The organism is Bradyrhizobium sp. (genome assembly GCF_030697065.1).
In the GTDB taxonomy this organism is placed as follows: domain Bacteria; phylum Pseudomonadota; class Alphaproteobacteria; order Rhizobiales; family Xanthobacteraceae; genus Bradyrhizobium.
In genome coordinates, this window is sequence record NZ_JAUYQU010000056.1 from 42,492 (window position 1) to 53,416 (window position 10,925).

12 protein-coding genes are annotated in these 10,925 nt (G+C 65.8%); 10 read left to right on the top strand and 2 right to left on the bottom strand.

Annotated elements, in window-relative coordinates:
* Positions 1-57 precede the first annotated feature (57 nt).
* The 6 genes from Q8R73_RS03980 (at position 58) to Q8R73_RS04005 (ending at position 5,611) form a co-directional block, all read left to right on the top strand.
* Positions 58-978 carry a branched-chain amino acid ABC transporter permease gene (locus tag Q8R73_RS03980; protein WP_305718235.1) on the top strand — a complete coding sequence of 307 codons (921 nt, stop codon included), beginning with the start codon at positions 58-60 and terminating at the stop codon, positions 976-978.
* Positions 975-2,021, top strand: a complete 1,047-nt coding sequence (locus Q8R73_RS03985; RefSeq protein WP_305718236.1) for a branched-chain amino acid ABC transporter permease — start codon at positions 975-977, stop codon at positions 2,019-2,021. The genes Q8R73_RS03980 and Q8R73_RS03985 overlap by 4 nt, the downstream gene beginning before the upstream one ends.
* Entirely contained in the window at positions 2,012-2,755 is a 744-nt protein-coding gene (locus tag Q8R73_RS03990) for an ABC transporter ATP-binding protein (protein WP_305718237.1), read from the top strand. The genes Q8R73_RS03985 and Q8R73_RS03990 overlap by 10 nt, the downstream gene beginning before the upstream one ends.
* Positions 2,752-3,453, top strand: a complete 702-nt coding sequence (locus tag Q8R73_RS03995; protein WP_305718238.1) for an ABC transporter ATP-binding protein — start codon at positions 2,752-2,754, stop codon at positions 3,451-3,453. The genes Q8R73_RS03990 and Q8R73_RS03995 overlap by 4 nt, the downstream gene beginning before the upstream one ends.
* Positions 3,453-4,097 carry an ATP-binding cassette domain-containing protein gene (locus tag Q8R73_RS04000; RefSeq protein WP_305718239.1) on the top strand — a complete coding sequence of 215 codons (645 nt, stop codon included), beginning with the start codon at positions 3,453-3,455 and terminating at the stop codon, positions 4,095-4,097. The genes Q8R73_RS03995 and Q8R73_RS04000 overlap by 1 nt, the downstream gene beginning before the upstream one ends.
* A gap of 77 nt (positions 4,098-4,174) precedes the next feature.
* A complete protein-coding gene (locus Q8R73_RS04005; protein ID WP_305718240.1) occupies positions 4,175-5,611 on the top strand; it encodes an NAD-dependent succinate-semialdehyde dehydrogenase in 1,437 nt (478 codons plus the stop codon).
* A 31-nt stretch (positions 5,612-5,642) separates the two neighbouring features.
* On the opposite strand, the gene Q8R73_RS04010 is transcribed toward Q8R73_RS04005, so the two are convergent.
* Positions 5,643-6,122 carry a MaoC family dehydratase gene (locus Q8R73_RS04010; protein ID WP_305718241.1) on the bottom strand — a complete coding sequence of 160 codons (480 nt, stop codon included), beginning with the start codon at positions 6,120-6,122 and terminating at the stop codon, positions 5,643-5,645.
* Between the two features lie 207 nt (positions 6,123-6,329).
* On the opposite strand from Q8R73_RS04010, the gene Q8R73_RS04015 reads away from it, so the two are divergent.
* The 4 genes from Q8R73_RS04015 to Q8R73_RS04030 all read left to right on the top strand — a co-directional run bounded on the left by Q8R73_RS04015 (position 6,330) and on the right by Q8R73_RS04030 (position 10,607).
* Complete coding sequence (locus Q8R73_RS04015) at positions 6,330-7,247, top strand: DMT family transporter (protein WP_305718242.1); 918 nt, start codon at positions 6,330-6,332, stop codon at positions 7,245-7,247.
* 823 nt (positions 7,248-8,070) lie between these two features.
* On the top strand, positions 8,071-9,303 hold the full coding sequence (locus tag Q8R73_RS04020) for a rhodanese-like domain-containing protein (RefSeq protein ID WP_305718243.1): 1,233 nt from the start codon (positions 8,071-8,073) through the stop codon (positions 9,301-9,303).
* Between the two features lie 138 nt (positions 9,304-9,441).
* The gene (locus Q8R73_RS04025; RefSeq protein ID WP_305718244.1) at positions 9,442-10,011 is read left to right on the top strand and encodes a thiamine pyrophosphate-binding protein; all 570 of its coding nucleotides are present in this window, start codon (positions 9,442-9,444) and stop codon (positions 10,009-10,011) included.
* Positions 10,008-10,607, top strand: coding sequence for a thiamine pyrophosphate-dependent enzyme (locus Q8R73_RS04030; RefSeq protein WP_305718245.1), 600 nt, complete (start codon positions 10,008-10,010; stop codon positions 10,605-10,607). The genes Q8R73_RS04025 and Q8R73_RS04030 overlap by 4 nt, the downstream gene beginning before the upstream one ends.
* Before the next feature lie 26 nt (positions 10,608-10,633).
* On the opposite strand, the gene Q8R73_RS04035 is transcribed toward Q8R73_RS04030, so the two are convergent.
* On the bottom strand, positions 10,634-10,925 hold a 292-nt coding region (locus tag Q8R73_RS04035), incomplete at its 5' end, for a LysR substrate-binding domain-containing protein (RefSeq protein WP_305718246.1).

A 10,925-nucleotide genomic window follows, 5' to 3' on the forward strand; every position in this document is an offset into this window, starting at 1 on the left:
CGGGCTCTCGTCGAGAGTCCGGCTGCCGTCTCACAATCAAGAAAACCGAGACACAGCTTGTTCGATCTTCTTCCGCATCTCCTCAATGGCCTGACGCTCGGCCTCCTGTTCGCGCTGATCGCGCTCGGCTTCATGCTGATCGTCGGATTGATGGAGCAGATCAATCTGGCGCACGGCTCGCTGTTCGCGCTCGGTGCCTATCTCGCGATGCAGCTGATGGGGTCGCGCCCGCCATTTCCGGCCGAACTGGCCAAAGCCTGGATCGCCCTGCCGCTCGGCTGGCGCTACGCGGCGACGCTGGTGATCGCACCGATCGCGGTCGGCATCGTCGGCATGGCCATCGAATTCTGCATGCGCCGCACTTATGGCAAGGATCCGCTCTACGGACTGCTGCTGACCTTCGGCGCGGCGATGGTGATCGAGGAGACCATCCGGCTGATCTGGGGCACCCGCGACTACGTGTTGCAGGTGCCGCAGGCGGTCTCCGGCGGTTTTCTGTTCGGCGACCTGATCTGGTCGACCTATCGCTTCTATGCCGCCGGCATCGCCGCTGCGATCATCGGCGTGGTCTGGCTGGTGATCGAAAAGACCTCGTTCGGCGCCACCGTCAAGGCCGGCGCGCATGACAGCGAGATCGTGCGCGCGCTCGGCATCAACCTGACGCGGCTGCGGCTCCTGGTGTTCGTTCTCGGCACCATGCTGGCCGCGATCGCCGGCATCATCGTGGCGCCGATCTGGGGCATCCGTCCGCATATGGGCGTCGATGCCGTGATCCCGGCGTTTCTGGTCATCGTGCTCGGCGGCGTCGGCAGCTTTTGGGGCGCGGTGGTGGCCGGTCTGCTGGTCGGCCTCTGCGTCGGCCTGTCCGGCGCCTACGCCTCGGAATGGTCCCTGCTGTCGATGTACATCCTGCTGGTCGCGGTGGTGACCGTCCGCGCCCGCGGCCTGTGGGGCAAGAAGAGCGTGCTCGAAGCATGACGTCGACCTCGCCGTCACTTTCATCCGATGCCACGCGCCTCGTGACGCCCGCCATGCTGGTGCTGTGGCTGGTGCTGGCCACGGTGCCGCTGTGGATCTCGCGGGTCGGGCTTTATCCCTATCTCGGCATCGAGATCCTGATCTGGTCGCTGTATGCGCTGGCATTCAACCTGGTGCTGGGCACCGCCGGACTGCCGTCGTTCGGCCACGGCGCCTATTTCGGGATCGGCGCCTATGCGTTTGGTCTTTGCCAGTTCAACGTCGCCGCCAATCTCTGGGTCTGTCTGGTGGCGGCATTCGCGGTCGCCGGGCTCGCCGGCGCGCTGGTGGCGCTGTTCATCTCGCACCGGCGCGGCATCTATTACGCCTTCATGACCATCGCCTTCGGGCAGATCTTCTGGACGCTGGCTATCAAGTCGCACGGCATCACCGGCGGCGAGGACGGACTCCTGAAAATCGCCCGGCTGCCGGCGGATTTCGGCGTCGTCACATTCGACCTCGCCGACAATGTCGCGTTCTACTATTTCGTTCTGGTGGTGTTTGCGCTGGCCGTGGTGGCGATGTGGCGGCTGACCCATTCGCCCTATGGCCGCGTCGTCGCCGCGATCAAGCAGAGCGAGACCCGCGCTGCGCATCTCGGCTATCACGTCTGGCTCTACAAGGCCTCGATTTTCACACTGTCTGCGGCGATCTCGGGACTGGCCGGCGGCCTGTTCGCGATGGCGCAGCTCGCGGCCTTCCCCGACGTGATGAGCCTGCATCAGTCCGGTTATGTCGTGATGATGACGCTGGTCGGCGGCGGCCTCGTCAGTTTCTGGGGGCCGGTGGTCGGCGTGTTCGTGTTCCTGATCGCGCGCGACGTGATCGGGGCGCTGACCAACGCCTGGATGCTGTATTTTGGGCTGTTGTTCATCGCCATCGTGCTGTTCCGTCCGGAGGGCATCGCCGGCGCGGTTACCGCCGCGTTCCAGAAGCACTCGCTGATCCGGCGGCAGGGCAATTCGGCCATGCGGCTGTTGTTCGGAGCCGAACGATGGCGCTGATCGAGGCCGCAGGCATCCATGTCCGGTTCGGCGACCGCGTGGTGCTGGAAAGCATCGACCTCGCGGTGCCAGAAGGCGAATTTCATGGCCTGATGGGGCCGAACGGCGCCGGCAAAACCACTTTCTTCAACGTCCTCACCGGCCGGGTCAAACCGGGCCGGGGATCGATACGGCTCGGCGGCAAGGACGTCACCGGCTTCAGCCCGCACCGCATTGCCGCCCACGGCGTCGCCCGCTCGTTCCAGATCATGACGTTGTTCGACGAGTTCTCCGCGCGCGAAAACGTCACCGTGGGTCTCCCGGCGTTTCGCGCCCGCGGCTTCGACATGCGTCACGCCGCCGCCAATGACAGCGGCTTTGCCGAAAGCGCGATGGCGGTCCTCGCCACCGTCGGCCTCGCCGACAAGGCCGCTGTCCGCGCCAGGGATCTCCCCTATGGCGATCGCCGGGCGCTGGAAATCGCGGTGGCGCTGGCGCAGAGCCCGCGCGTGCTCTGTCTCGACGAGCCGACCTCGGGCCTCGGCTCCGACGGCGTGCAGCGGCTGGCGGCGCTGGTCGGGCGGCTGAAGGGAAAACTCACCATCGTGGCGATCGAGCATGACATGGAATTCCTGTTCGCGCTGGCCGACCGCATTTCGGTGATCCACTGGGGCCAGGTGGTCGCGCGCGGCACGCCGCACGAACTGCAGCAGAACGAATGGGTCAGGCGTTCCAACCTCGGACGGTTCGCATGATCCTCGAAGTCGACGCGGTCGATACGTTCTATGGCGAGACGCAGGCGCTGTTCGGTGCCTCGCTGGCCGTCGAGCGCGGGAAAGTGTTCGCGCTGCTCGGCCCCAACGGCGCGGGCAAGACCACGATGCTGCGCTCGATCCTCGGCCTGACCCGGCCGCGCCGCGGCGCGGTCCGGTTCGAAGGAAATGACGTGACCCGCAGCCCGACCCACGAGATCGCCCGCGCCGGCATCGGCTGGGTGCCCGACGACCGGCGGCTGTGTCCGACGCTGACGGTGGCGCGCAATCTCGGCATCGCGCAAAAGCGCACCCGGTTCCGGGCCTGGAGCATCAAGGAGGCCTGCGAAATATTCTCGCCGCTCGAATATCTGATGGAGCGCGAATGTGAAAACCTGTCCGGCGGCGAGATGCAGATGGTGGCGATCGCCCGCGCGCTGGTCGGGGCTCCCGGCCTGATCCTGTTCGACGAGCCGAGCCAGGGGCTGGCGCCGAAGATCGTCGGCGACGTGCTGGCCACCATCCGCAAGCTGCGGGAGGCCGGCGTCGCCTCGCTGATCGTCGAACAGAACGCGGAGATCGCACTGTCGGTCGCCGACCATGCCGCGGTGATCGACCGCGGCCGGATTGCCTGGACCGGCGATGCCGGTACCTTGCGTGACGACGCTGCGTTGCGCGCGCGCCTGCTCGGAGTTCACTGATGGCGGCACCCCTGCTCGCGCTCGATCGCGTTCGCAAGGTCTACACGCGCGGGCGCTTCGTGCGCCGTCCGACCTTCACGCTGGAGGCCGATCTGGTGATCGATGCGCCCGCGATCGTCGGCGTGGTCGGGCCGAACGGCGCCGGCAAGACCACGTTGTTCGAGATGATGACCGGCTCCAACGCGCCGTCCGCGGGGCATGTCTATGTCGCCGGCACCGATATCCATCTCGTCAAGTACCGCGAGCGCGACCGGCTGGCGATCCATTACCATCAATCCTACCAGGTCCGCCGCTTTCGCAAGCTGGTGCCGTCGGTGTTTCTGCAGGCCTCGCCGACCGCAGCCCCCATGGTGCATCTGTTCGACGAGCCGCAGTTCAACCTGCAGGACGGTTATATCGGCTTCATGCTCGACTTCTTCCGCAAGCTGCGCGCCGAGGGCCGGCTGGTGGTGCTGTGCCTGCACCCGACCGCGAGCTGGCATCTGGAGATCCTCGCCGAGATCGCCGAGCAGTTCCTGCTGGTCGCGGACGGCGGCGTCACCCGGCAGCCGGATTTCCGCACGCTGGCGAGCGAGCCGAAATTTCGCAATTATCTAGGCCCGGAGATGACCCGCACCGCCGACGCTCTCGCCGGCTCGGCGTAAGGCTCCGGCGCCAACTTGATCTTTTGCTGAACTATTCGCATGTTGCGCCGATAAAAACCGATCAGGGAGACGTATTCGTGGCCTATCCGAACACCCAATTATTCATCGCCGGCAAATGGCGTCCGGCGCACAGCGGCAAGACCATCGAGGTGCTCAATCCCGCGACGGAAGAGACCATCGGCACGGTCGCGCACGCGGAAAAATCCGACCTCGACGAGGCGCTTGCCGCCGCCGCCGCCGGTTTCAAGGTCTGGCGCGCGGTATCGGCGTTCGACCGCTGCAAGATCATGCGCAAGGCTGCCGCCATCATGCGCGAGCGCAACGACGAAATCGCGCCGCTGCTGACGATGGAGCAGGGCAAGACGCTGGCCGAGGCCAAAATGGAAGCGATGGCGGCCGCCGACGTCATCGAGTGGTTCGCCGAGGAAGCCAAGCGCGCCTATGGGCGGCTGATCCCGGCGCGCGGGCCCGGCATCTACCAGATGGCCATCAAGGAGCCGGTCGGTCCGGTCGCGGCCTTCACGCCCTGGAATTTCCCGATCAACCAGGTGGTGCGCAAGCTTTCCGCCGCGCTGGCGTCGGGATGCTCGATCATCGTCAAGGCTCCGGAGGAAACCCCGGCATCTCCCGCGCAACTGATCCGCGCCTTTGCCGACGCCGGCGTGCCGGATGGCGTGATCAATCTGGTCTATGGCGTGCCGTCGGAGATCTCGGAATACCTGATCCCGCATCCGGTGATCCGCAAGATCTCCTTCACCGGCTCGACCGTGGTCGGCAAGCAATTGTCGGCGCTGGCCGGACTGCACATGAAGCGCGCCACCATGGAATTGGGCGGGCACGCGCCGGCGATCGTCTTCAACGACGCGGACGTGACGTCGGCAGCCAAAATCCTGTCGGCGGCGAAATACCGCAACGCCGGCCAAGTCTGCATTTCGCCGACGCGCATGCTGGTGCAGGACGACGTGTTCCGCGAATTCGTCGACAAGTTCGTCGAGGGCGCCAGATCCATGAATGTCGGCAACGGCATGGACCCCGACTCGAAGATGGGCTCGCTCGCCAATCCGCGCCGCGTCACCGCGATCGAGGGCATGGTGCAGGACGCCATCGGCAAGGGCGCAAAGCTGGAAACCGGCGGCCATCGGGTCGGCAACAAGGGTTATTTCTACGAGCCCACGGTCGTCAGCGACGTGCCGAAGGACGCCCGCGCCATGAACGAGGAGCCGTTCGGACCGCTGGCGCTGATCTCGCGCTTCTCGACGCTCGACGAGGTGACCGAAGAGGCCAACCGGCTGCCCTTCGGTCTCGCCTCCTATGCCTTCACCAGCTCGACCAGGACCGCAACCGCGATCGGGGCCGGGATCGAAGCCGGCATGGTTTCGATCAACAGCTTTGGTCTGGCGCTGCCGGAAGTGCCGTTCGGAGGTATCAAGGACTCCGGATATGGCTCGGAGGGCGGCACCGAAGCCATGGATGCGTACTTCAACACCAAGTTCATCTCGCAGACCGGCGTCTGAGAAATCGATCTGCCGGCGGCTTCGTTCTGCCTTAGGCCGGCCGCCGGCGGATCAGGAATTTCTGCATTCCTTCCAGCACCAGTTCGCGGCGCTGGTTGAACACGGTGCTGCGCAGGGTCACCACGCCGGTGGTCCGGCGAGGCACCAGTTCGGTCACTTCCAGCGCCGGGTAGATGGTGTCGCCGGCATAGACCGGTTTGAGGAATTTGCTCGATTGTTCGAGGAAACCGACCAGCGATTCCTCGACGCTATAGGGAAACAGCCCGGCCCCCGGCGCGGTGTGGACCAGGGTCTGGAAGCCATGCGCCAGCAAATCCGGCATGCCGCGGGCGCGGCAATATTCGACGTCGTAATGAACGGGATGGGTGTCGCCGCTCGCGGTCTGGAAAGCGGCGAACACCGCCGGGGTCTGGGTGCGGCCGGGAATCACGAAGCGCTCGCCGAGCACGAAATCCTCGAACCAGCGTTGTTCCGGCACCATGCGGTGCAAGGCGGGATCGAACTCGGTCATGCCGGATTTCCTGTGGATTCTGCGACCCTTCCGTATCGCAGCGGTGTCGCTGCGGCAATCCGTTCTGCCTAATTCGTCATGCGCGGGCTTGTCCCGGGCATCCACGTCTTTAAAACAGGGTCACGAAAACAGCGTCACGCCAAAGACGCGGATGGCCGGGACAAGCCCGGCCATGACAAGAACAAGTGGAAGCGCCCCGGTCACCCCATGACTTTGCTTGCGAAAATCTCGACCGGGCTGGATGAGCGGTCCGCGCGGTTGGCCGGCATCGGGTTGATGCTGCTGGCGATCTTCATGTTCTCGTTCGGCGACGCGCTGGGCAAGTACATGGTCGCGACCTATTCGGTCGGGCAGTTGCTGTGGCTGCGGGCCTGCGCGGCGCTGCTGGTGCTGCTGCCGATCGCCTGGCAGCAGCGCGCGGCGTTCGGCAGGCTGGAGCGGCCGTGGCTGCAGCTCCTGCGGGTGACGCTCTCCACCCTCGAAGTCGCGGCGTTCTTCATCGCGACCGTCTATCTGCCGCTCGCGGACGTCATCACCTATTATCTGGCCGCGCCGATCTTCGTCACCGCGCTGTCGGCGCTGGTGCTGCGCGAGCATGTCGGCTGGCGGCGCTGGACCGCGGTGCTGATCGGATTTTGCGGCGTGCTGATCGCGCTGCGGCCGTCGGCGCAGACGGTGAGCTGGCCCGCGATGATCGCGCTCGGCGGCAGCCTGTCGTTCGCGTTGCTGATGCTGATTACCCGCTCGCTGCGGGCGACGCCGGATATCGTGCTGGCGACCTCGCAATTTGTCGGCACCTTCGCGCTGGGTGCGCTGATGGCGCCGTTCGGCTGGGTGACGCCCGGCCTCGGCAGCCTCGGCCTGTTCGCCGCGGCCGGTTTCATCTCGGTCGGCGCGCTGCTCTGCGTCAATCGCTCGCTCAAACTCGCGCCCGCCAGCGTGGTGGTGCCGTATCAATATTCGATGATCGTCTGGGCGGTCATGTTCGGCTATTTCGTGTGGGGCGACATCCCGCAGCCGCCGACCATCATCGGCGCGGCCATCATCATCGCCGCGGGGATCTACATCTTCTGGCGCGAACAGAGGCTCGGCCGCGAGGAGCCGGTGGTCAACCCGCCGGCATGACTTCTTTTCCTCCAGCAAGGCTGCCGTCGACCCGACGGGCAAATCACTTCTGATTATCGGAATTGAAAGTCAAGGCCGGAAAACAAAAATATTTCCCTTAACACGTCGGGCAAATCACCTTTACTGATTCGCCCGTCCCGCCCGAACGAGGGGCGTGCGCACGTCACGAACGCGCGGCGGGATGCGATGGACGCGAAGCGTCGGGCGCGCAAGGGATCGCGGGGCGGGATCAACTCCCTGAGCGATTATCCGGCGCGCGGACGAACGGCGCTTAAAACTGTCTTCGACGAAACTCGCCGGATTGGCTACGAGGTCCGGCGGGAGCTTTGTCGAGACGGGCGCGGACGAGCGAAATCGTGCAGGCCTGGCGCCCCGACGCTGGCGTCAAGTCTTGCGGAGATTCATCCGGCCCAACCGGGTTTGGATGTATCAATCCGCAAGGCGATGGTGGCAAGAAAGCCCGGTTCACCAGGGTGAGCACGTATAAGCCGTAAACCGTTGCGCGGGGAAAGCCGGATGATCCGGTTGCCCTGTGGTCTACTCGTGCGCTTCTTGTGCACGACCGCGGGTGCGATCGGCGCCCGGCTTTCCCCGCGCCCTCTCTACTTGAAGAGGGCGACACTGACGCAAACCTCGGGCGTATCGCGCCGCGAGAATGCGAAGCTGTGTTTGCGAATTCGATCCCCCTCGCGCCTTGTGCGCAACTGCACGTCTGCCCGTGACAACACAACACCATGAAAGTGCCGGGCCCGGAGGCTTCCCCGGATGCCGTGGGGCTGTTAAGCCCATGGCGTCCTCAATTCACCCTCAACCCGACCGGCCCATGACCCTGCCCACCGTCACCCCCTCGCAAGTCCGCACCATGCTGCTGCTGCGCGAGGAAATCGCGTTGCTCGATCTGCGCCATGAGGCTGCCTTCGCCACCGGCCATCCGCTGTTCGCCGCCAACATGGCGGCCGACCGGATCGCGCTGGAAGCCGACGCGCGGCTGCCGCGCAAGGACGTGCCTGTCGTCGTCTACGACGCCGGCGAGGGCCTGGTTGCGCAGGCCGCGGATCGCCTTGCGGCATTGGGCTACAGCAACGTTCGTCAGCTCGACGGCGGGCTACGGGCCTGGCAGGCGGCGGGTTACGAAGTCTTCCAGGACGTGAATTCCTACGCCAAGGCCTTCGGCGAACTGGTCGAGTCCCGCCGCCACACCCCCTCCTTGCCTGCGAACGAAGTCGCCGGGCTGATCGCGAGCGGCGCCAATATCGCCATCCTCGATGTCAGGCGGTTCGACGAATACGCCACCATGAACATTCCGGGCGCGGTCAGCGTGCCCGGCGCCGAACTGGTGTTGCGCGCCGGCCGCGCGGCGCCGGATCCCGCGACCACCATCATCGTCAATTGCGCCGGCCGCACCCGGTCGATCATCGGCACCCAGTCGCTGATCAATGCCGGCGTCGCCAACAGGGTGGCGGCCTTGCGCAACGGCACGATCGGCTGGACGCTGGCCAAACAAAATCTCGAGCATGGCGCCAGCAGGCGCGGCGAGATCGGCGCCTTCGCGGGCGCCGAAGCCAATGCCCGTGACGTCGCCTATCGCGCCGGCGTCCGGCATCTCGGTCCGGAAGAAGCGCTGGCGCTGCAGGCGCAGACCCACCGCACGCTCTATCGGTTCGACGTCCGCTCGGCGGAGGAGTATGAGGCCGGCCACATCGCAGGCTTTCGTCATTATCCGGGCGGCCAGCTGGTGCAGGAGGTCGACATGGCCGCACCGGTGCGCGGCGCGCGCATCCTGCTGACGGACGACAAGGGCGTGCGCGCCGACATGACCGCGTCCTGGCTCGCGCAAATGGGCTGGGAAACCTGCGTGCTCGACGGCGGCTATGACGGCGCGCTCGAAGCGGGGCCGCCGCCAGCCCTGCCGAAGCCCGATCCGGCGCACCGCTACCGGCGCCCCTATGAGGGCACCGACGTCGATGCCGGCGCGATGCAGGCCTATCTCGACTGGGAATACGGCCTGGTCGAGCAACTCCGCCGCGATGCCACGCACGGGTTCTATGTGATCTGACGGCGAGGCGGCGGTCTAGACCCGCCGAGAGTTTCAATTTTGCGATAGAAGCCATAACGACAATGGGCGTCGTGCGCCCCGCCGAAACAATCTAGTCTACGCATCAAATCCGCCAACCGACCTGAGGAGCGCCACGCGATGGCCGACACGGCTGCCAAGACCAAAGACCAGGCGACTGCGCCGTTGCCCTCATGGCCTGACGATGTCTACCGCATCCTCAAGGAAGCGGGCGTCAAACAGGTCGCGATGGTGCCGGATGCCGGCCACAGCCGTCTCATTCGCGCCTTCGATGCCGATCCGGAAACCCGCCTCGTCACGCTGACGACGGAAGAGGAAGGCGTGGCCATGCTGGCCGGCGCCTGGCTCGGCGGCCAGCGCGGCGTGCTGCTGCTGCAGTCGAGCGGCGTCGGCAACTGCATCAACATGCTGTCGCTTCCCGCGATCTGCCACATGCCGCTGCTGATGCTGGTGACGATGCGGGGCGACTGGGGCGAGTTCAACCCGTGGCAAATCCCGATGGGGCAGGGCACGCAGGCGTCGCTCGAGGCCATGGGCGTCATCGTGACCCGGGCGGACACCCCTGACGATGTCGCGCCGATGGTCTGGGGTGCTGCGAATCTCGCCTTCAACACCTGGCGTCCGGCCGCGGTCCTGATCGGGCAGCGGGTGCTGGGAGCCAAGAACTTCAAGGAACTGGCGCGCAAATGACCAATCCGAATGCACTGCTTCATCGTCGCGACGTCGTCAACGAACTGCTGCGCGACCGCGGCGATATTCTCGTCGTCGCCGGTCTCGGCGCGCCGAACTGGGACGTCTCGGCCGCCGGCGACCACGCCAACAATTTTCCGCTGTGGGGCGCGATGGGCGCCGCCGCGATGATGGGCCTCGGCCTCGCGCTGGCGCAGCCGAAGCGCAAGGTGCTGGTCATCACCGGCGACGGCGAGATGCTGATGGGCATCGGCTCTCTCGCCACCATCGCGGTCGAGAAGCCGGCGAACCTGACCATCGCGGTGCTCGACAACGAACGCTTCGGCGAGACCGGCATGCAGAAGACCCACACCGCCTCCGGCGTCGACCTTGCCGGCATGGCGCTCGCCGCCGGCATCCGCACCTCGTGCACGGTCCGAACCATGGAACAGGTGTCGGAGATTCGCGATCTCGTCCACCAGGGCAAGGGAACGGTGTTCGCGCTGATGAAGATCAATCCCGAAGCCCTGGTCTTTACCTTGCCGCCGGCCGATGGCGTCATCCTGACCACGCGCTTCCGGCAATCCGTGCTCGGCGACGAGGCGCTCTATAACTGAGCCGGGGGACGGGGTGGGCTTTGCGTTCAGCCCGTTAGCTTGATGTTCCAGAGGCCTTCCCTGGACAGTTGTGCGATCTCGGCAAGGACCAGCGCCGAGATGGTGCTGGTGGCGATCGATGACGGGCGCGCGATCGGCGACGCCAGCAGCAGTTCGCGGGAAACCGACGGGTTCACCAGGGCCGCCATCTCCAGGCGTTTGGCCGCCAGTTCGGCGCGGATCGCGGACGCCGGCAACAGCGTGTAGCCCAGGCCCTCCTCCATCAGCGCGATCTGGGCGCGGTAGGAATCGGCCTCCATCATGGTGTTGAGCGTCAAT

What these genes read in the sequence shown, in the direction of transcription:
- Q8R73_RS04030 (WP_305718245.1), top strand. Translation starts at nt 10,008, where the DNA reads ATGACCAATCCGAATGCACTGCTTCATCGTCGCGACGTCGTCAACGAA.
- Q8R73_RS04010 (WP_305718241.1), bottom strand. Translation starts at nt 6,122, where the DNA reads ATGACCGAGTTCGATCCCGCCTTGCACCGCATGGTGCCGGAACAACGC.
- Q8R73_RS04025 (WP_305718244.1), top strand. Translation starts at nt 9,442, where the DNA reads ATGGCCGACACGGCTGCCAAGACCAAAGACCAGGCGACTGCGCCGTTG.
- Q8R73_RS04000 (WP_305718239.1), top strand. Translation starts at nt 3,453, where the DNA reads ATGGCGGCACCCCTGCTCGCGCTCGATCGCGTTCGCAAGGTCTACACG.
- Q8R73_RS03985 (WP_305718236.1), top strand. Translation starts at nt 975, where the DNA reads ATGACGTCGACCTCGCCGTCACTTTCATCCGATGCCACGCGCCTCGTG.
- Q8R73_RS04020 (WP_305718243.1), top strand. Translation starts at nt 8,071, where the DNA reads ATGACCCTGCCCACCGTCACCCCCTCGCAAGTCCGCACCATGCTGCTG.
- Q8R73_RS04015 (WP_305718242.1), top strand. Translation starts at nt 6,330, where the DNA reads ATGACTTTGCTTGCGAAAATCTCGACCGGGCTGGATGAGCGGTCCGCG.
- Q8R73_RS03990 (WP_305718237.1), top strand. Translation starts at nt 2,012, where the DNA reads ATGGCGCTGATCGAGGCCGCAGGCATCCATGTCCGGTTCGGCGACCGC.
- Q8R73_RS03995 (WP_305718238.1), top strand. Translation starts at nt 2,752, where the DNA reads ATGATCCTCGAAGTCGACGCGGTCGATACGTTCTATGGCGAGACGCAG.